Consider the following 21212-nt stretch of genomic DNA (forward strand, 5'->3'; position numbering starts at 1 on the left):
AAGGTGATAATACAACAAAAGCTTAAAAAAAAATCAAATAAAAAAAGCCTTCCGTTTTTGTGTATTAGGAAGGCTTTTTAAAAATCTAATCGGTTTACACTCTTTTTAATTAAATTATTCCAAACTGCTTTCCCAGTTTGCCGAATGTTTCCAGAACAATATCCAGTTCTTCATCTGTATGAGTTGCCATGTAGCTTGTACGTATAATTGCTTCTCCAGGAGGGACTGCAGGAGTTATTGACGGATTAGCAAAAATACCGTTATCAAAGAGAAGTTTCCAGAATCCCATACATGTGTTCTCATCGCCTATTTTGATAGGAATAATAGGAGTTTTACTTGCACCTGTATCAAATCCCAGGCTTTGAAAACCTTCTCTCATTTTTTTAGTGTTTTTCCAGAGTTTATCAATTCGCTCAGGTTCTGATTCAATTATGTCAAGGCATGCAATAACAGTCGCGACTGCTGAAGGAGGCATACTTGCACTGAAGATAAGAGCACGTGCATTATGTTTTATAAAGTGGATAATCGCTTCGTCAGCAGCAACAAAACCGCCGAGGCTTGAAAAGGACTTGCTGAACGTACCCATTGTAATATCTATTTTATCTTCAAGCCCGTAATATTCCGGAGTGCCTCGGCCGTGTTTTCCGAGCACTCCTACTGAATGAGCATCATCTACATAAATACGTGTATTGTATTTTTCTGCAAGTTCAACGATTTTAGGAAGGTCAGCGATATCTCCCTCCATACTGAATACACCGTCAGTCACAATAATCTTCCCTTTGTCAGTATCCTGATTTGCCTTAAGCATTTTTTCAAGATCTTCCATATCATTATGGCGGTATTTAACTATTTTCCCGAAAGCCAGCCTGAATCCGTCAACAATAGAAGCATGATCCGCTCTGTCAGTAAAAGCAATGTCTCCCTTGCCTACAAGTGATGATATGGCACCTTGATTAGTCTGGAATCCAGTACTAAAACAGAGAGCAGCTTCTCTGTTTAAAAATTTTGCAAGACGATTTTCAAGCTCAACGTGAATGTCAAGGGTTCCGTTTAGAAACCGAGAACCTGTACAGCCGCTGCCGTATTTTTTTGTAGCTGCAACAGCAGCTTCAATTACTTTCGGGTGGCCTGCAAGCCCCAGGTAGTTATTGGATCCTATCATAATCATTTTTTTACCATGAATTATAACCTCTGAGCCGGGTCCGGATTCAATGGGCTGAAAATATGGATAAAACCCTGCTTCCATTGCTTCTTTGGCTTTTGTGAAATTATAACACTTCGAAAAAATATCCACTGTATGCTCCTCTTGTTAATGATACTTCCTAAGCAGTTCCAATCAATTTACAATCAAATTATTAATATTATGACACAAAAAATTTCTCTAAAATCACAAGAGCTTTATACATATTCATTGTAATTAAAAAATGGGAATAGTATAAACTTAGAAAATATAAACAATGGAAATATTTATGTCAATAGAAACATAGATAAATTTTATTTAAATTTTGAATATAATTTAAATTTAATAACCACTTAAGATTGCATTTTTAAAAGAATTTTTATAAATATCATGCGATATTTTCCGGCTATTTTTTCCGAAGTTATAATTAATTTCCTATTATTGAAGATTTTTATAAACATAAAGGAATGCTGCCTAATTTAATTAATTTCATGGATTTTAAATCTTTTATTTTGTATATTTAATCGAGAGAATTTTATGAAATTATAATTGATGTAGAGTGAGGATAACGGGAAAAGGAGTTCGGTTAATGACCCAGATGATAGAAGCGAGGGCAGGAAGATTGACACCTGAGATGCAGATTGTTGCGCGGGATGAGAAAATAGATCCGGAGCTTCTCAGAGAGAGGATTGCAAAAGGTGAAGTAATTATACCTAAGAATCGTTTACATGATATTCACCCTATTGGAATAGGAACAGGATTAAAAACAAAAGTAAATGCAAATATAGGTACATCCACAGATTATCTTGATATTGATAATGAAATAGCAAAGGCAAGGGCTGCCGTAGAAGCAGGGGCTGATGCAATTATGGACCTGTCAACAGGTGGTGATATAAAGGAAAATCGCAGAAGAATTATGAGTGAGGTAACCGTTGTTATAGGAACAGTACCGATTTATGATGCAGCTATTTCTGTTGTGGAGTCCAAAGGTGCAATTGTCAAAATGACTTCTGACGATCTTTTTTCAGTAATAGAAGATCAGGCAAAAGAGGGAGTTGATTTTTTTACTGTACACTGCGGGCTTACACGTGCAGCTTTTGACCGTTTGAAGAATCAAGGCCGCACTATGGATATTGTAAGCAGGGGCGGATCTTTTCTTGCTACATGGATGGTTGCAAATGACAGAGAGAACCCTCTGTATGAAGATTTTGACAGACTCTTGGAAATCTGCCGTGAGTATGATATTACATTGAGCCTCGGAGACGGCCTGAGGCCCGGTGCAATTGCCGATGCAACAGACAGAGCACAGATAGAAGAACTTCTAACTCTCGGCGAATTAACGCAGAGAGCATGGGAAAAGGATGTACAGGTTATGATCGAAGGGCCCGGGCATGTACCGCTTAATCAGATAAAAACAAATATTCAGATTGAAAAAAAGTTGTGTAATAATGCCCCGTTTTATGTGCTGGGCCCTCTGGTTACGGATATTGCTCCGGGATATGATCATATTACATCTGCAATAGGCGGAGCAATCGCTGCGGAAGCAGGCGCTGATTTCCTCTGCTACGTTACAGCAGCAGAACACCTTAAGCTTCCCAATGTGGAAGAAGTGCGCCAGGGAGTCATTGCAACACGAATTGCTGCACATGCAGCGGATATTGCAAAGGGAGTTCCCGGAGCAATGGAGTGGGACAACAGAATGTCTCAGGCAAGAAAAAACCTTGACTGGGATGAGCAGATTCGAATTTCAATTGACCCTGAAACAGCAGCGAGATTAAGAGCAGAAGGCAAACCGGAGCTGAATGAAGTGTGCTCAATGTGCGGTGAGTACTGTGCGGTCAGGCTTGTAAGCGAACTGCTGGAAAAGGGAAAGTAATGGGATATCATAAGCCAATTTTTTATAGAGACAATAAAGGAAGCATGGAAATGGAAGAAGTGAAATCACAAGTTGTTACATATCCCGATCCTGTTTTGAGGCTTGAGGCTGAGCAGGTTAGTGATATAACAGATGAAATTAAAAAGCAGCTTGATGAGATGGTAGAGATAATGTATGAAGCAGATGGTGTTGGCCTTGCCGCACCGCAGATAGGCGATTCGAGAAGAATTGTTGTCCTGGATATCGGTGACGGCCCGATAAAAGTGATTAATCCTGAAATTATTGAAAAAAGCGATGATCTGGATACGGAAGAGGAGGGATGCCTGAGCCTTCCCGGTATTACCGTTAAAGTAAAACGGCCTGTACAGATATCAGTTAAATGTATTGATGAAAATGGTAAAGAGATTGTTTACAATGCAGATGGCCTTATGGCAAGAGCTTTTCAGCATGAGATTGACCATTTAAACGGAATTTTGATAATTGATCATACATCTTCTGCGCACCGGGCTCTGCTTCGTACAAAATTGCGTAAACTGGAAAAAGAGTACAGAGAACGAAAATAAAATGACGTTTTCGGAGTAAGTTTGAAAGAACAGGGACAATTAACAAAAGGACTTTTACAGGGGATTCCGGTTTCAGAAGGAATTGCCATAGGAAAGGTGTGGCTCCTTAAAAGTCCGTGGGATGAGGTTAGATCATTTACAATTGCTCCTGAAAATATTAAAATAGAAATACTTAGATTTGAAAAAGCATGCGATGAGGTGGCTGAACAGCTTAAAGAGTACCAGGATAGAGTTGAATTGGAGATAGGTAGTGACGAAGCCCAGATTTTTAATGCTCATTTCGCGATATTAGAAGATCCGACACTTAAGGATGAGGTACCTCGGCAGATACAAGATAAGTTCATAAATGCTGAGTCTGTGCTGAAAGACAGTATTGAGAAGCTGACCCATACTTTTAATTCCATGGAAAATGAGTTTTTCCGAAGCCGCATTGATGATATTAGAGACGTGGGTGAACGGATTTTAAGGGCTCTGTTGCGCAGTGATAAAGAAAAGCATCCGTTTTTTGAAGAGACAATCCTGGTATCCCACACTCTTTCACCCTCTGATACTGCAAGAATATCGAATGAGAAAATTATAGGCTTTGTTACAGAAGTAGGAGGCATTACATCCCATGCATCTATTCTTGCACGCTCCCTCGGTCTGCCTGCAGTGGTCGGAGTAGAGAAAATAATACGCAGTGCTTCAACAGGCGATATAATAATTGTTGACGGAAATTCCGGAATAGTATTTTTAAATCCTCATGAAAAAGTACTGAAGGGATACAGGAAGCGTAAAAAACAATTTGATGTATATTGGGAGCGGTTATCCAAAGACATCGACCTTCCATCTGTAACTGCTGACCATGTTGATATTTTGCTTCAGGCAAACATATCTATGACAGCAGATTTGAGTATGGCTGTACGCTATAAAGCTCAGGGTATAGGGCTTTTCCGTACAGAGCTGCCTTTTTTAATTGCAAGCCGTTTATTAAACGAAGAAGAGCAGTTTACAATTTACAAAACAATTGTTGATGCAATGCAGGGAAAGGATGTAACAATTCGGACCCTTGATCTCGGAGGAGATAAATTTCTGCCTTTTCAGGGGGTGGAGAGAGAAAAAAATCCATTTATGGGATGGAGATCAATAAGAATTTCACTTCTTGAGAGAGATGTCTTTAAGGTACAGCTTAGAGCTATTTTACGTTCAAGTGTATTTGGAAAGGTAAAAATACTTTTCCCTATGATTTCAAGCATAGAAGAAGTTGTTGAAGCAAAAGAGGTGCTGAGCGAAGTAATGGATGATCTCGATAAAGAGGAAATATCTTTTGATAGGGATATTAAAACAGGTGTCATGATTGAAGTACCGAGTGCAGCAATCATGGTTGAGAGATTTCTTGAATATTTTGATTTTATCAGCATAGGTACTAATGATCTTATTCAGTACACGCTTGCAGTTGACAGAAATAATGAAAGAGTTGCTAAATTTTATCAGCCTCTGAATCCATCTGTTCTGTATCTTGTGGAGAAATCCATTAAAGCGGCAAATAAACAGGGCAAAGAAGTTTCTGTGTGCGGAGAGATGGCGGGTAATCCTCTCTATACACCTATGTTTATCGGATTTGGGCTGAGAAGGTTCAGTATGAGCCCGCTTATGCTTCCGGAAGTAAAAGAGAGGGTCAGGTTTATTACTGTAAAAGAGTGTGAAGATATTGCAGAGAAGATTATGAAAATGCACTCAACCGCTGAGATTGAAAAACTTTTATGGGATTTTAATAATGAGATAAATAAAAGGCAGGAGGTTCCTTTTATTGATAAATACAACCTTGACTTTGAAGGAACAGAGTAATTTACAGGTTATTTATTAATTACCCGTTTTACAGGAAAATAATTATCGTATGCGAAAAAGTTAAAATAGGTACTGAAAATTCTTGACTTTAAAAGAAAAAATAATTAAAATAACAACCCATGGCGGTGTAGCTCAGCTGGTTAGAGCAGCGGAATCATAATCCGCGTGTCCGGGGTTCGAATCCCTGCACCGCTACAAAGAAAAAGATATGTAGAAATTAACTTTTTTAATGCGGCCTCTGATAAATAAAGAAGGCCGTTTTTTTTTATTATGGAAAAACAAATATTTGAAAACAATTTCATTGATTTTGCATCAGGACAAAATCTGATCTTTCCGGAACAGAAAATAGTTGTTGCTGTTTCCGGAGGGCCCGATTCTATAGTACTGCTGCATCTTTTATATCAAATAAAGAAAAGATACAGGCTTAAACTTGCTGTAGCCCATCTTAATCACTGCCTTAGAGGAGAAGAATCTGACAGAGACGAAGATTTTGTCAGGAATCTCGCTGAGAAATACGGCATTATGTATGTTTCGCAAAAATCTGATGTCAAAAAATTTTCAAAAGAGAATCGGTTTTCCATTGAAGAGAGTGCCAGAAAAGTAAGATATGCTTTTCTTGAGTCTGTAAGGCAAAAGCTGATGTTTGACAGCATTGCGACAGGGCACAATGCAAATGATCAGGCTGAAACTATCCTGATGAATCTTGCAAGAGGTTCCGGTATAAGAGGCCTGGGCGGTATAAGGAGTAAACGGGGCTGCATTATAAGGCCTTTATTGTTTGCTGAACGAAAAGAGATAGAAAATTATGCATATAAACTAAATCTTCCTTATGTAATAGATTCTTCTAATGTCAGCCAGGAGCATAAAAGAAACAGGTTTAGAATGAAAGTTTTTCCTGCAATTCAGGAAGCATCGGGGCATGATGCGGTCAGCAGCATTGCAAAGACAGGACGTATTGTTCAGGATGCCTTTGACTTTCTTGTGCATGAAGCGGAAAATGCATACAGACAGATTGTAATTCAGGAACATTCCGATGAAATTATTCTTGATATTGTGGGTTTTATATCTTATTTTAGAATAATTCAGGAAATTATGCTTATAAGGGTCGTTGAGGAATTTTTCGGCTGCAGAGAACAAATATCAGTTCATTTAATAAACAGGCTTATTAACCTGATACGGAACGGGAAAAGCGGATCTGTTGTTGAGATTGGTAGTTCCTTAAAAGCTTATAAAAGTGGGAGTACACTGGCATTTATTAATAATACCAGGCCTATTGAGGACATTATAATAGAGACAGGGAAAAGTTACACGATCCCTGGTACATTGCAGACATTCAGCACTTATCTTATTAAAAAGGAAGAAGCAGCCATTTCTTTCTCTGAAAACCCCTTTGTTGAATATGCGGATTTTTCCAAATTAAACAGTCAGTTAAAAATTAGATCATGGCTGCCCGGTGACTGGTTTGTGCCTCTTGGTATGAAAAAGAGGAAGAAGATAAAGGATTTTTTTATTGATGAGAAAGTACCTGTATACAAGAGGCATTCTGTACCTTTGCTTACAGACGGTACTCAAATTGTGTGGATAGCAGGTAAGCGCCTTGATGACAGATATAAAATAACAGAAGATACCGAAATTATTCTTAAATTAGAACTTAAAGAGAAAAATTGATATAAATATAAAACAGGATAAAATATACTATGGCAGAACAACAGAAGAATAAAAACAGTTCTTCCGACAATAAGAATAATTTTCAATGGAAGAAAGCCACAAGAACACTATTTTTCTGGATAATACTTTTTTTGGGAGCAGCTTATATCTTTCAGCTTTTCAGTTCTCAGAAGACACGGGAAGTGGAGGTTACATTTTCAGAATATCAGCAATATCTGCAGAGCAATGCAATTGAAAAAGCAAATATTCAGAGTGGTATATTTCATGGTGTGCTTAAATACGAAGAGAGCCTGGTGCAGGGCAATAATGTTGAAAAGTTCAAGAGGTTCAGAACAAATCTGCCCTTTATAGACAGAAACATGGTAGAGCAGTGGGATGCTAAAGGCTTTAAATATGAATTTAAAAAGAAACCTGCTGAGATCTGGAATTTCATTATACCTATGCTGCCGTGGCTTCTTCTAATTTTTCTTTATTTTTTCTTTATTAAACGTATGCAGTCAGGCGGAGGCACAAAAGGCATTTTTAATTTCGGCAAGAGCAGGGCAAAAATGCTTAATGCCAATATGACGAAGGTCACATTTAAAGATGTTGCTGGAGCAGATGAGGCAAAGCAGGAGCTTCAGGAGATAATAGAATTTTTAAAAAATCCCCAGAGGTTTCAAACACTTGGCGGCCGTATTCCCAAAGGCGTACTTCTTTTGGGGCCTCCGGGCACAGGAAAAACTCTTCTTGCGAGAGCTGTAGCCGGAGAAGCAGGGGTTCCCTTTTTCAGTCTTTCCGGAGCTGATTTTGTTGAGATGTTTGTGGGAGTAGGTGCTTCAAGGGTAAGAGACCTTTTTGAACAGGGCAAGAAAAGCGCTCCATGCATAGTTTTTATTGATGAAATAGATGCTGTAGGCAGGCACAGGGGAGCAGGGCTCGGCGGCGGGCATGATGAGAGAGAACAGACATTAAACCAGCTCCTTGTTGAAATGGATGGATTTGAGACTAATGAGGGCGTGATACTTCTTGCGGCTACAAACCGTCCGGATGTTCTTGATAATGCACTTTTAAGGCCGGGCAGATTTGATCGTCAGGTTGTTGTTGACAGGCCTGACATGAGGGGAAGAGAAGGAATATTAAAAGTGCACACAAAAAAGATACCCCTTGCCAAAGATGTAAAACTTGACATTATAGCTAAGGGTACTCCGGGTTTTTCCGGTGCGGATATTGCAAATCTTGTAAATGAAGCAGCCCTTCTTGCAGCAAGGAAAGGCCAGAAAAAAGTATTCATGCCGGATTTTGAAGAAGCTAAAGACAAGGTTATGATGGGTGTGGAACGGAAAAGCATGTTAATCAATGATGAAGAAAAGAGAAGTACTGCTTATCATGAATCCGGCCATGTCCTTGTTTCAAAATTTATTAAGGGCTCGGATTCTGTACACAAGGTGACAATTATACCAAGAGGCAGGGCACTCGGATTGACATCTTTTTTGCCGATTGATGAAAAACACAACTATACAAAAACTTACTGCAAAGCACTTCTTGCTCACATTCTCGGAGGGCGGGCTGCAGAACTCCTCATTCTTAACGAATTGAGTACAGGAGCAGGAAACGATATTGAGAAAGCAACTGAGATAGCAAGAAAAATGGTGTGTGAATGGGGTATGAGTGACAAACTCGGGCCTGTTACTTTCGGTAAAAAATCAGAAGAGATTTTTCTCGGCAGAGAAATATCCCAGCATCGTGATTACAGTGAAAAAACTGCAATACTGATTGATGAAGAGATAAAAACAATTGTAAATGAAGCAGCTGATATGTCCTTTAAAATTTTAAAGGATCATGTAGATATTCTTCATCGCCTTGCAGAGGTGCTGCTTGAACGGGAGACACTGGACGGCGAAGAGGTTGATTTAATCATAGATGGAAAAACTCTCCCGGATAAAATTAAAACAAATTCCAGAAAGCGTAAAACTCCCGGCAGAGCAAAAGCGCGGAAACCTGCGGCAACTAAAGCATCGGGGAAAAAGGACAAAAAGGCGTAGTTTTTAATTGACGGCAGAGACAGCATCCAATGGAACCGGTAAATGTTGTTTATAATATTGGCATTATCACAGGAATATTATTCTGTATCTCAATATTCCTGTTTTATCTGAGCAGAATTGCTGTCTTTTTTAATAGAAAAAGATTTAAATTAACTTTATATTCTGTATGGTCAGCAGGCCTGATTCTGATTGTTTTGCTTCTTCTTCTGCATGGGAAAAAAGAATTCCGTACACGAGTGTCCTATTTCCCGCTTTTTGATAATACTAACCTTAACAGTATTTTTTATGCAGATGCAGCGAACCGGTTTACTGATGATAAGTGCAAAAAAGATATCCTGGTTTATCCTGTTGATTGGTATTTTTCATCTCTGCATCCTGATTCTGTTAGCAATATTGAACATATAAGACGAAGAGCCGAAAAATTTGGACTTGACTATATTGTGTTTGTATCAATTGAAAAGGCCGGAAATAAAAAGGTTAAATTTGTTATTTACAATGCAGAAGAAAAGGCTTTAAAGGATTCTGTTTATTCAGAATATGATTATAAAAGCATTATTTCCGGCGTTCGAAAGATTTCAGAAATTTTAAAAATAGAATTAAATGATTCTGCATCATTTAAATTTATTCCTTCCTGTAAAATCCACTCTTATTCAATCGGCCGAAAAGCTCAGCTTGAGAATAATTATAAAAAAGCTGCTGAAAGTTTCCAAAATTGCCTTTCGGTAAAGGATAACTTTAATGTCCGCCTGTTATATGCCCGCTGTTTAATTGATGAGGGGTTTGAATGTATGCGTAGAGGTGATTCAGGAGATTACTATTTTATACTTGCAAGAGATGCTTTGAGAAAGGCAGATAAATCGTTTGTAAATAACCCTGATTACAATCTTCTTTGGGCGGAGCTTTACATTTATAAGGAGATGTGGAATAAGGCCTCTCTAAAACTTAAAAAGGTTTTTAAATACAACCGGAATATTCCGGAAGCGTATTTTTTTCTTTCACGCCTGCACAAGTCAAGATACAAAAATATAAGCTACGGCAGTAAAATAAAATTGCTTAAAAAAGCTGTGTATCTGAATCCTGCATATAAAAAGGCCTGGCTGTCCCTTGCACAAAATCTTTTTGCAAAAGGCTTTTATAAAGAAGCTGAAAAGAGATACGGAGAATTGATTTCTTTAATACCTGAGTGCCCGGGTGCTTATATCGGCCTTGCTGCAATTTCAGCATCGAAAAACAATATTGAGGGGCTGTTGGATATTTATAAGAAGTTAATATCTGCAGATCCTGATGACGGCCTGCCTTATTATAACCTTGGAATCCTTTTATGGAAGACAAAAGATTTTGATAAATCTGAAAAGTTATTTCAAAAAGCAGTATCTCTGAACGGCTCTGTAAACAGTTATTTCTATTTGGGATTAATTGAATCTGAAAAGGGCAATAAGATACAGGCTCTCAAATATTTTCAAAAACGTGTTTCTCTCAGCACAGGTGTTGATGACCATTTTGCAGATGTGGCTGGGGATAAAATAAAGGAACTGCTTTCTACGGAGAAAAAAGGTGAATAGCCGCAGAATATTATGCAGAGGGAAAGCCCTCGATTTTTCTAAACGTACCTGTATAATGGGTATATTAAATGTAACTCCTGATTCGTTCTCTGACGGAGGTTTGTTCTATGATAAAGAAAAAGCTGTGTCCCATGCTCTTGAAATGGCCGGCCAGGGTGCTGATATTATAGATATCGGGGGGGAATCAACGAGGCCGGGAGCCGATGAAATCTCAATTGATCAGGAGATTGACAGGGTTGTGCCGGTCATTGAAGCTTTAAGAAATCAGTCTGATATTATAATATCGATTGACACATACAAGTCAAAAACGGCAAGATATGCACTTGAGGCCGGAGCTGATATTATCAATGATATAAGCGGGCTTAATTTTGATCCTGAAATGTCAGAAGTTGCGGCAAAGTACGATACGCCTGTTATTATTATGCATATAAAAGGTACTCCGAAAAATATGCAGAATAACCCCCATTATAATAATCTTATAGATGAGATTAAAGGCTATCTCAAAAACAGTATTAAAAAAGCAGTTGAAGCCGGAATCAACAGGCAAAAAATTATCATTGATCCGGGAATAGGGTTTGGAAAGAGTGTTAAAGATAATTATATTATACTAAATCGGCTTAATGAATTTTTAGATATTGATTGCCCTGTACTAATGGGAGTTTCGAGGAAATCTTTTATAGGTAAATTGTTGGATTTATCTGAAAATGAACGAATTATGGGCACTGCTGCTGCTGTTGCCGTAAGTGTTGTAAACGGGGCGGACATTGTCCGCGTACATGATGTTGCTGAAATGGCAGAAGTGGTCAGAGTGGCTGATTCAATAAAAAGGCCGTATGATCTGACACTTTAGCATAAAGGGAATAAATCGTGAATTTCAATATTTTCCATATAGGATTTCTTCCTGTCACGTTTATTGATCTGCTGGATATTCTGCTTGTTGCATTAATCCTTTATAAACTATATTTTATTATGCATAAAACAAGAGCTGTTCAGATGTTTATAGGATTGATTATTATTTTTAGTATATCTTTTCTTGCTGAAGCTCTTAACATGCAGGAAACAACCTGGATTTTCCGTAATCTTCGTACAGTGTGGATAATAGCATTTGTTATCCTGTTTCAGCCTGAGCTGCGAAGAGTATTAACTTTGATGGGGCAGAGTAAATTTATCAGATTCTTTACAAAGGAACAGAACAGTCAGGTAATTGATGAAATTGTGCAGGGCGCTGTAGAGTTGAGAAGAAGAGGATATGGTGCATTAATGGTTTTTATGAGGGATACTGGATTGAGGACAATTGTTGAGAGCGGAATTGCTCTGGAATCAATGGTCAGCTCTTCACTGATAGTTTCGATATTTAATCCAAGGTCTCCGCTTCATGATGGAGCAATCGTCATAAGTAATGATATAATAAAAGCTGCAAAATGCATTTTACCCTTAACGCGAAATCCTACTGCAGAACACAGATGGGGTACAAGACACCGTGCAGCTCTCGGTATATCGGAAGAAACTGACGCTGTAGTACTTGTCGTTTCCGAAGAAACCGGAAAAATTTCCATTGTGGAAAACGGAGATATGAGATTCGATCTTAACAAGGAAGAACTTCAGCATCAGTTAAAACAAGCTCTAAGAATTGAAAAAATAGTGTCGTGATATGAAAATAATAATAATGAATATTAAGCAAACAGCATTTTTCCTGAGAAGGAATTTTCCTCTTCTGTTTTTTCTTATAGCTGTATTCTGTATTGAAGTAAAAGCCTCAAATTTATCTTCGGAAAAGATACTTTTAAAATTAGATTCAACATCCGTAAACGGCCAGACCTCACCTAATGGAAATATCTCAGATCAGAGTATAATATTTGTACTTTCTTCGAGCGATACAATAAGCGTTGCGTTTATCAGCAAATCAGGCAGCAGAACAGATATTCCCGCTTTTATTTATGATACACCTCTCGGACTTGATACCACAGCTCAAATTACCGGGGGAAATGAGGATCTGCTGAAATTGGCTGTTGTTAAAAAAGTAGGAAAGGCCGGATCAAAGAATCTTTTCAGAATTATTACAGGACCCATATTAAATAATATGCAGGAGGAAAAAGCCTATATTGAAATCACAGGTGAAAATCCCGAGCAGATAATTAATCCAAGACAAATTCAAGGTTTTTTAAGCGGGGCAGCGCAGAAATCATCAATCAGTTCAAAATCAAGAATGCCTGGTTCTGAAAAGATAAATTTAAATTATACTAAAAACAGGGTAAAAATATATATCAGAAAAGAAGGGCTGTATGCTGTTAGCGGAAAAGATCTCGAAGACAAGGGCTGGGATATAAGCAGAATAAACCGTAATTATTTAAGATTGTATAATCTCGGAAGAGAAATTCCCATAGAAATAATAGGTTCAAAAAAAAGAGGGCTGCAGAGAGACGATAAAATTGTATTCTTTGGGGAAAAATTATCAGATATTGATGTAACTCATTACAGGCCGCTGACAATGTATTCTTTGGAAAATGTATACATACTTGAACTGTCTGACTCCCCTGGGTTGAGATTTTCACAGGAAGAGGGTATGATAAAAAGCTCTTCGGGTGAACCCTTTTCCTATCCCTTTACAAAAAAAGTATATGATAAAAATAGCCTTATCAGGCTTAGAAATGCAAATTTTGCAAAACCTGAAGAACATTTGGTGTATTCCGGAGCAATTAACGGCGGTGAAAAATGGGAGAGTTCAGTAACACTGCCTGATCCTGATATTTGGTCTACCTTATATGTAAAATTTAAAATGATGGTTAGAGGAGATGCTGTAAATCAGGAAGAAGCTAATCCTGTTGATGTATATCTCGGAGGAAGGTTAATTGCATCCGGAGAGTGGACAGGTGCAAATTTATCTATGATTCAAAGTTCAGACTTCAGCCCCGCATTTTTGGATGAAGAAGGGAAAAACAGCATTACTGTAATCAACAGGTCTTCCGGAGGAGAGTTTTCACCAATGTATGTGGATTGGTTTGAAATAACATACCCCCGGCTGTTTAAAGCTGATGAGAATTTCCTCAGGTTCAGAGCTCCTGAAAAATACTCGGGGGCTTTCTGCAATTTTACAATTGAAAATTTTTCTTCCCCGGATATTATACTGTTTAAAAAAGATATAAGCAGAATTATAGGGGGAGTTGTAAAAAGCGTTACAGACTCTCTTAATAATAAAACTTTTACACTTTCTTTTGAAGACAGTATTGTATCTCCTGATGCAGAGTACCTTGCAGCAACTGTCAGATCACTTTTAATGCCTGACAGCATAAATAGTATACAGTTTCCTGCTTCATTTCTTGCAAATAACAGAGCGCCTAATATAATTATTGTGCCTGTTGATTCATTCCTGACTGATATTAACAGGCTTGTAAAGTATAGGGATGAGAATGGTATAAAAAGCGCGGTTGTGATGCTTGATGATATTTACAATGAGTTCGGATACGGTATTCCCGGACCGGAACCGATCAGGCTTTTTCTGAGATGGGCATATAATGTGTGGAATCCTAAGCCTGTAACTGTGCTTCTTGCAGGAAGCGGTACCTTCTGGGGAAGAAAGTCTCAGTCAGAGGGAAATCTGATCCCTGTCCCAATATTCCATTCAATTAAATTCGGAGCTTGCGCTGCAGATCATTTTTACAGTTTGCTGGAGGGAGGCGATAATAAACCGGACCTCGGAGTGGCACGTTTTCCTGTAAAAACTATAGAAAATTTGAAAACTATTGTTGATAAAACAATCGAGTATGGGAATGTTCCTGCTCAGCAGTGGCAGAACAGTTACTGCTTTATTGCTGCAGGAGGGCACGGAAATATTTTTCTATATCAGACAGAAGAATTTATTTCAAAAGATATTTCGCCTGATCTGAGTCCTGTAAGGCTTTATTTAAGCTCTGCTAAAGGTGCGTCCTATGTAGGCACAAGGGATAATCTTGTATCATATATTAATAACGGGCTGTTTTTGCTGAATTTCAGAGGGCACGGAGGCGGAGCTGTATGGTCAGACGGAGGTACGTTTGTAATAGAAGATATGGACCTGCTTCACAATAAAGGGAAGTATCCGTTTGTAACGAGCATGACATGCTTTACAGCGGATTTTTCCTCAACGCGTGAAGGCCTTGGAGAAAGCATGCTGGTTTCAAAAGATAAAGGTGCTGTTGGCTTCTGGGGTGCTACTGGAGTAGGCTGGATATTTAATGATTATAATCTTCTTACGGAATTTTTAAGAGTTATGCGTACGGAACCGGACATGTATGTCGGGGAGATGATAAAAGAGGCTAAGAGAAATTTCCTGACATTGTACGGCGGAAGTATAGCAAGGTCTGATGCATATCAATACACGCTTCTCGGCGACCCATGCCTTAAACTTGCATTCCCTTCTGAATATGCTGATGCAGTACTTGAAAAAAGGGCAGTCTCTGATTCGGTTATTATAAAAGGAAATTCCACAGGATCCCAATCTAATGTTAATATTGAAATTACAGGTAGTGATCTTCAGCCTGTATACAAAACTGATTTTACATTTATGAGTAATAAATGGAAAACAGCTATTCCTGTGCCTGATACTTTGAAATCCGCCTCAGAAACAGGTGGAGTAAGAATCTGGGAGAAGAACGCTCAATCCGATAATGGTAAACACAAGTATATCCCATTCTCATTATCAGAAAGTTATTTTGATTCCTTAGAAACTGATCCCCTGATTGTTAACCCGGGGTTTAAATTCAGAATTTCCATTTTAGCTGATTCAGAAGAATCTATTGATTCTATGTGGTGCAGGATAACTAATCCTTCTGCAGATATTTCTTTAATGCAGCGTACTAACAGCCGGAGATTCGTCACAGATAAACAATTCGGGCCATATGAACCGGATTCGGATATAATTTTAAATTTTTACTATGTAACAGATCAAAAAAGAAAAACAGAGAGTGATGTTTATAAAATACATATTCCGGGAATGCCTGATTTGAGCTGCAGAAGAGTAGAACTGACCGGTACTGATGAGGTGCTGCTCTCGGCTTTTATTGCAAATACAGGGGCATCAGGCGTAGATTCATTGGTTGTAAAGTTCATCTGCCCTGATTTATCCTTCACAAGTTTTGATACAATATCAATAGGCAAGGATTCATTTGAAACTGCAGAAGTACCGTTTTCTCCGGTTCCGGGAAATTTGAATATCTCAATAACAGTTGATCCCGAATCTGAAATCGGGGAGACAAACGAGGAGAACAATAACTCAGATTTTAAATTGATCCCATCAATATTTAATGTGACTAATAAATCCGGTACAATATCGGGTTCTGTAAAAGATACAGTCGGAGTTGAGGGAATTGGATACTGTTTTATTCCTCCTGAAAGCGGGATTGAGAACTGGTGTGTAAGGATATCAAAGAGTACGGATCCTGTTCTGTATCAGCAGAATGGTGTGGATATTAAATTTACAAAAGATACTCAATGCAGCGGTACGGTTATTCTTCCTGTTTCAGACGATTATAAAAAACCTGCTTTGTACAGATGGAGTGAAGCTTCCAAAAGATGGATTATATGCAGCGGTGTTGTTAAAAAAACTAAAGTTATTGCTACTGTTTCCATGCCCGGCAGTTTTTCAGTCAGGGAGCAATCAGATGATATCCCGCCGGGAATTGAAATTCAGGTTCAGGGGCAGCCCTTTGCGTCAGGGAGTTATGTAGCAGAAAATCCAACTATAACGATACTTGTTGAAGATAGTTCAGGCGTAAATATAAATCCTGATAAAATAAATATATATCTTGATGATATTCCTGCAAATAAATCAGAGATTGTAATCCCCGACAGTGTTAAAAATCCAAGGTCATTAACGGTTTTATACAGGCCTTGTCTTGAAGATGGAGAGCATTACCTTGTTGTAACAGCCGAGGATGTAAATGGCAACGAGAAAAAAACAGAACCTGTTGAACTTCTGGTATCGTCACGATTTGAAATAAAATATTTGGGAAATCATCCCAATCCGTTTTCTCCTTTTAAGGAAAAGACCATTTTTGCATATATCCTGACAGGCCCTGCAGAGAAAGTTTCACTGAAGATATTTACCGTATCAGGCAGACTTGTAAAAGAATTTGATGATTATTTGATGCATGGTGCTGATTACCATGAGATTGAATGGGACGGCAGCGATATGGCAGGAGAAAAAGTCGCAAACGGTGTCTATTTTTTCAGTATTGAAGCTGAATCAGATAAGGGGAAAGAGGTGGTAAGGGGGAAGATTGCAATTATTCAATAAATTATTATTTAAGATAAACAATAGGGTCTTATCCTTCATTATCGTATTTTTTCTTGTACCTGTTCTGTTTGCAGGTGATTACGGAGCGTCGTTTCTTAGAATCGGTGTAGGCCCGAGAGCACTTGGTATGGGTAGTGCTTTCTGCAGCCTTTCAGATGATGCCTCTTCTTTTTTCTGGAATCCTGCAGGTTACGGGCTACTTAAAAAAAGAGAAGCTGCAGAGATGTATGGGCCTCAGTTCGGTACAATTGCTGATCCAATGGCAAATTTTAATGCGATCAGTATTGGTATACCATTAAAGAACAATGCGACAATTGCGGTAAACTGGGTAAGGCTTGCCATTGATGATATCCCTCTTTACGGTGATCTTTCAGGAAATTCCTATTATGAGAGGCTTCACAACCTTTCACTTCGGCCTACAGGAGAAAAAGAGGGCTCTATAAGCGATGCTGAAGATGCTATTATTTTTTCATTTGCGAAGCTTAACACTTTAAGAATTGATCTTGGCTGGATTTACAATGATTTTATAGTGGATGTCCCTTTTGGAGTCAATTTTAAGTGGATACATCAGGCTCTCGGAGAATACAAGGCTTCAGGGTTCAGTATTGACGGAGGAGTGCAGTTCCGTATTGATATGGGGAAGACTTTTGATACACAGCATTTGGGAGTGTTCTCTCTCGGGCTTTTTTTAAGAGACATGACCGGATTAACAGTCGGGTGGAATACTAATCACAGAGATGTAGTTCCTGCAAGCCTTGTCTGTGGTTTATCCCAATCAATACCTGTTGCAGGTAAAAAGAATTATCTGACCATATCATACGATTATGACAATCAGTGGTCAGGAGAGAAACGGTTTGGTATTGAGTTCAGCGGGGGAGGGGTTTTTGCTTTAAGGGCAGGAGTGAACGGCAACGGATTTACAGCAGGGGCAGGCATAAAAATATGGAAGTTTCATTGCGATTATGCATTTCTCTCACATGAACTGAATAATCTTCACAGGGTAGGCTGCAGAGTAAATTTTTAAAAAAAGGGGGGTGATTTTACATGCGTAAACTATTATTTTTTTACTTGCTCTTTTTTATAGTAATTGCTATCTTTATACAATCCTGTAATTTAAATCAGGTTTTGGATCTGCCTCAAAGAGTGAAAATAATTGCAAATGCAAGTGAGACATCTGCAGATGAGGTTGGCATTGACGCAGTTCCGGAGAAAAATGCAATTTTAGTACAATGGCGCTGTAATGATGATAAAATGACTATTTCGTACAGGGTTTATCGGTCAAAAACGAAAAAAGGGAAATATGCAGTTGTAACTGTTGTACCTGATACATTCGTTATTGATGAGGCAGTTCTTTTAAATCAAAGATATTATTATTACGTAACAGGTATTTCCGGAAATGGTTCGGAAGGGCCGCAATCAGATACTCTTGATTATAAACTTCTGCAGAAAGCGGTTTGTGTGGAGCCTAACGGAAGCGTTTCAGCAGTACCGGAATTTAAATGGCTTGATCCTAATGAGGAAAATATAAATTTCCTGAGAGTTATTGATTCCGGAACAGGTGATTATATCTGGACATTCCGAATGATCTATAACTATTCCGGTGCCTGGACTTTGGCTTTTAATGTTGACGGATCAGCATCTGTAGATTCGCTGATAAAAGGAAAAGAATATTTATGGCGTGTTGATGTAATAGGATCAGGCAGTAACAGCGGTTCGGAAAGTGCCTGGACGTTATTTAGAATTGAATAAGGGGATATATATGAAAAAGTCATCAGGATTGACAAAAGGTTTTGTTGTAGTGTTTTTAATTTTTTTATCACAGGCACTATTTGCCCAGCAGGGAGTATATCCGCGTGCTGCAAGATACTATCTCGGCACTGAAAACGAACTTTTAATACCTGTAAATGTGTGGGGTTTTGTAAAATCTCCCGGGCAGTACATGGTTCCGAATAACACGGATTTACTTTCTCTTCTCTCTTATGCCGGAGGCCCGCTGGAAACAGCAAAGATAAATAAGATTGTTATTGTGAGAAGCTACAATAATATGGAAAGAACAATTATTCCTGTTAATGTTAAAAAATATTTGAAAACCGGGGATGAAAGGCTTATTCCTGTTATGAAGCCGGGAGATACAGTCATTGTAAAAGGTACTACTTTTCACTGGATACAAAAATTCATTTCTTTCCTTGGCGGATTTGCAGTATTTGCACAAATTTTGTACTTTGTTGCTATTGCCCAGGAACGGTTGAAATAGAAGGAGAGACAGTTGTGAAAGGTATTGTACTTGCCGGCGGATTGGGATCGCGTTTATTTCCTTTGACAAAGGTGACAAATAAGCATTTACTCCCAATTTACAATAAACCGATGATTTACTATCCTATTGAAACTCTTGTGAATGCCGGCATAAAGGATATTCTTATTGTTACCGGAGGTAAGAATGCGGGAGATTTTGTAAGGCTTCTTGGAAACGGCAAAGCATTCGGCCTTAACCACATTAATTTTGTTTATCAGGAAGGTGAGGGCGGTATTGCAGAGGCTTTGGGGCTTGCCGAATATTTTATTGAAAATGACAAAATCGTCGTTATTCTTGGAGACAATATTATTGAGGGAAGTATAAAATCCGCTGTTGAGGATTTTACAAATCAGCCTGGCGGTGCAAAAATATTATTAAAAGAAGTTGACGATCCTGAAAGATTCGGAGTAGCAGAGCTTAAAGGCAGTAAGATTGTAAGTATTGAAGAAAAACCGGATGTTCCAAAATCGAATTATGCGGTTACAGGTATTTATATGTACGACGGGAATGTGTTTAATATAATAAAAGGGTTGAAGCCTTCTGATAGAGGAGAACTTGAGATAACTGATGTGAATAATGCCTATATTCAGCAGGACTCTATGACCTATGATTTTTTAGAAGGATGGTGGACTGATGCAGGTACTTTCGAATCCCTTTTTAAGGCAAGCTGTCTTATTGCTGAAAAAGTTACAAAAACATGAATTGAAAAAAAACTCGTGTTTGTCGGAGGAAATGATGCGTAAATTATATCTTATTTTAGTCGCTGTTATCCTGCTTGCAGTATCAGCCGGATATGGATCCACCCGGTTTGGCGGAAACGGGCTTGTGTACGTTAATTCTGCCAGAGTTGTAAATCAGGGCCATCTATGGTTTTACGGAGGAACGAGGTTTTTCGGAAAGGTGGCAACCGGAACATCTGCATACACATTGTGGAATGTTCAGGGATTTTCCTCGTTTAACTACGGAGTAAACAAGAATTTTGAAATAGGCATTTCACCTGTCTTTTATCAGGACACAAATTCTGATGGTGGAAATGTACTAGACGGCCAGGGTAATGCACCTGATGATCTCTATCTATCTATGAAGATAGGCTCAATAGGTGCTGAGGAGAGCCCGTTTCTTTACGGATTGCAGCTCTATACCCGGATACCTACAGGGAAGGAGCATAATATAATTTATGAGCCTTATTCTGCAGGTACTGTTGAAGTGGGGCTGACAGGCCTTGTATCTTATTTTAGTAATACAGTATTTCCGAAAGACGGATGGTCTCTTCATGCTAATCTTGGCTATCTTAATCATAATGATGTGGGAGTAGAACTCACAGGTAATCCGGCTGATCCAAAACCGCAGGCTATGAGTTCTGAGTTCCTTGCAGGCGCAGGATTTCTCTATCCTGCGGGGACATTCGATTTTTCTGTTGAAATTAATGCAAGAACATTTTTAACAAAACCTCCTGTAACTGCATACAGCAGGGAATTCTGTTCATATCTGACCATTGGAATTTATTACAAACCTTATAAATGGGTTACATTTGAGATGGGAGTAGATATGAAACTTATGTCAGGGGATGAATCTACAGACTGGGCAGGTACAAGCCTCAAATCTCCGCCTTCCAATTTTCCGAATTTCCCTACGTGGAGAGGGCTGCTTGGTGTAAAGCTTGCCATTCTTCCGACAAGCATGTATGTTCCTGAAGATAAGTTAAAGCTGGAAAAGAAAGCAGCAAATCAAAAACAGCTTCTGCAGAGAATGATGGATGAGCAGATCAATACAAATACTGCTGATGAAGAGCTTTTAAGAATTAAAGCAGAAAGAAAAAAAGTTGAGAAAGAACTTGAAAGGCTTCGGAAATTATTGGAAGATGACAAGAAAAAGAAGAAAAAATAGGTAGTTAAGATATTTTTTATCATAAGGTAAAACCCTATCTGTTTCACAGATAGGGTTTTAT

At 38.5% G+C, this 21212-nt stretch carries 15 protein-coding genes and 1 tRNA gene; 15 read left to right on the plus strand and 1 reads right to left on the minus strand.

The window, feature by feature from the left end; genetic code table 11:
• Nucleotides 1-109: 109 nt before the first annotated feature.
• Nucleotides 110-1294 carry a pyridoxal phosphate-dependent aminotransferase family protein gene (locus tag J7K93_13655; protein MCD6118047.1) on the minus strand — a complete coding sequence of 395 codons (1185 nt, stop codon included), beginning with the start codon at nt 1292-1294 and terminating at the stop codon, nt 110-112.
• Between the two features lie 475 nt (nt 1295-1769).
• Between J7K93_13655 and thiC the strand changes: the two genes are divergently transcribed.
• The 15 genes from thiC to J7K93_13730 all read left to right on the plus strand — a co-directional run bounded on the left by thiC (nt 1770) and on the right by J7K93_13730 (nt 21151).
• Nucleotides 1770-3056 carry a phosphomethylpyrimidine synthase ThiC gene (gene thiC / locus J7K93_13660; GenBank protein MCD6118048.1) on the plus strand — a complete coding sequence of 429 codons (1287 nt, stop codon included), beginning with the start codon at nt 1770-1772 and terminating at the stop codon, nt 3054-3056.
• 44 nt (nt 3057-3100) lie between these two features.
• On the plus strand, nt 3101-3619 hold the full coding sequence (def, locus tag J7K93_13665; protein MCD6118049.1) for a peptide deformylase: 519 nt from the start codon (nt 3101-3103) through the stop codon (nt 3617-3619).
• A gap of 21 nt (nt 3620-3640) precedes the next feature.
• Nucleotides 3641-5446: a phosphoenolpyruvate--protein phosphotransferase gene (gene ptsP, locus J7K93_13670; GenBank protein MCD6118050.1), complete on the plus strand. Its 1806-nt coding sequence runs from the start codon at nt 3641-3643 to the stop codon at nt 5444-5446.
• A gap of 121 nt (nt 5447-5567) precedes the next feature.
• Nucleotides 5568-5641: transfer RNA gene (locus tag J7K93_13675), tRNA-Met, on the plus strand.
• Nucleotides 5642-5716: 75 nt separating this feature from the next.
• Complete coding sequence (tilS, locus tag J7K93_13680; protein ID MCD6118051.1) at nt 5717-7114, plus strand: tRNA lysidine(34) synthetase TilS; 1398 nt, start codon at nt 5717-5719, stop codon at nt 7112-7114.
• A 29-nt stretch (nt 7115-7143) separates the two neighbouring features.
• Nucleotides 7144-9138, plus strand: a complete 1995-nt coding sequence (gene ftsH, locus J7K93_13685) for an ATP-dependent zinc metalloprotease FtsH (GenBank protein ID MCD6118052.1) — start codon at nt 7144-7146, stop codon at nt 9136-9138.
• A gap of 29 nt (nt 9139-9167) precedes the next feature.
• The gene (locus J7K93_13690; GenBank protein ID MCD6118053.1) at nt 9168-10700 is read left to right on the plus strand and encodes a tetratricopeptide repeat protein; all 1533 of its coding nucleotides are present in this window, start codon (nt 9168-9170) and stop codon (nt 10698-10700) included.
• 55 nt (nt 10701-10755) lie between these two features.
• Nucleotides 10756-11550, plus strand: coding sequence for a dihydropteroate synthase (folP, locus tag J7K93_13695; protein ID MCD6118054.1), 795 nt, complete (start codon nt 10756-10758; stop codon nt 11548-11550).
• A 17-nt stretch (nt 11551-11567) separates the two neighbouring features.
• Nucleotides 11568-12350: a diadenylate cyclase CdaA gene (gene cdaA / locus J7K93_13700; GenBank protein MCD6118055.1), complete on the plus strand. Its 783-nt coding sequence runs from the start codon at nt 11568-11570 to the stop codon at nt 12348-12350.
• 16 nt (nt 12351-12366) lie between these two features.
• Nucleotides 12367-16971: a hypothetical protein gene (locus J7K93_13705; protein MCD6118056.1), complete on the plus strand. Its 4605-nt coding sequence runs from the start codon at nt 12367-12369 to the stop codon at nt 16969-16971.
• Nucleotides 16955-17995, plus strand: coding sequence for a hypothetical protein (locus J7K93_13710; GenBank protein ID MCD6118057.1), 1041 nt, complete (start codon nt 16955-16957; stop codon nt 17993-17995). The genes J7K93_13705 and J7K93_13710 overlap by 17 nt, the downstream gene beginning before the upstream one ends.
• Nucleotides 17996-18015: 20 nt before the next feature.
• Nucleotides 18016-18720: a hypothetical protein gene (locus J7K93_13715; protein MCD6118058.1), complete on the plus strand. Its 705-nt coding sequence runs from the start codon at nt 18016-18018 to the stop codon at nt 18718-18720.
• A 10-nt stretch (nt 18721-18730) separates the two neighbouring features.
• Nucleotides 18731-19225 (plus strand): SLBB domain-containing protein, encoded by a 495-nt coding sequence (locus tag J7K93_13720; protein MCD6118059.1) that lies wholly within the window; start codon nt 18731-18733, stop codon nt 19223-19225.
• A gap of 14 nt (nt 19226-19239) precedes the next feature.
• Nucleotides 19240-19965: an NTP transferase domain-containing protein gene (locus J7K93_13725; protein MCD6118060.1), complete on the plus strand. Its 726-nt coding sequence runs from the start codon at nt 19240-19242 to the stop codon at nt 19963-19965.
• Nucleotides 19966-19996: 31 nt separating this feature from the next.
• On the plus strand, nt 19997-21151 hold the full coding sequence (locus tag J7K93_13730; protein ID MCD6118061.1) for a hypothetical protein: 1155 nt from the start codon (nt 19997-19999) through the stop codon (nt 21149-21151).
• Nucleotides 21152-21212 lie beyond the last annotated feature (61 nt).

This window comes from bacterium (genome assembly GCA_021158245.1).
Taxonomy (GTDB): Bacteria; Zhuqueibacterota; QNDG01; order QNDG01; family QNDG01; genus QNDG01.

Coding starts and splice junctions, on each gene's coding strand:
- def (MCD6118049.1), top strand. CDS start 3,101: ATGGAAATGGAAGAAGTGAAATCACAAGTTGTTACATATCCCGATCCT.
- tilS (MCD6118051.1), top strand. CDS start 5,717: ATGGAAAAACAAATATTTGAAAACAATTTCATTGATTTTGCATCAGGA.
- thiC (MCD6118048.1), top strand. CDS start 1,770: ATGACCCAGATGATAGAAGCGAGGGCAGGAAGATTGACACCTGAGATG.
- J7K93_13690 (MCD6118053.1), top strand. CDS start 9,168: ATGGAACCGGTAAATGTTGTTTATAATATTGGCATTATCACAGGAATA.
- ftsH (MCD6118052.1), top strand. CDS start 7,144: ATGGCAGAACAACAGAAGAATAAAAACAGTTCTTCCGACAATAAGAAT.
- J7K93_13720 (MCD6118059.1), top strand. CDS start 18,731: ATGAAAAAGTCATCAGGATTGACAAAAGGTTTTGTTGTAGTGTTTTTA.
- J7K93_13705 (MCD6118056.1), top strand. CDS start 12,367: ATGAATATTAAGCAAACAGCATTTTTCCTGAGAAGGAATTTTCCTCTT.
- J7K93_13730 (MCD6118061.1), top strand. CDS start 19,997: ATGATGCGTAAATTATATCTTATTTTAGTCGCTGTTATCCTGCTTGCA.
- J7K93_13715 (MCD6118058.1), top strand. CDS start 18,016: ATGCGTAAACTATTATTTTTTTACTTGCTCTTTTTTATAGTAATTGCT.
- folP (MCD6118054.1), top strand. CDS start 10,756: ATGGGTATATTAAATGTAACTCCTGATTCGTTCTCTGACGGAGGTTTG.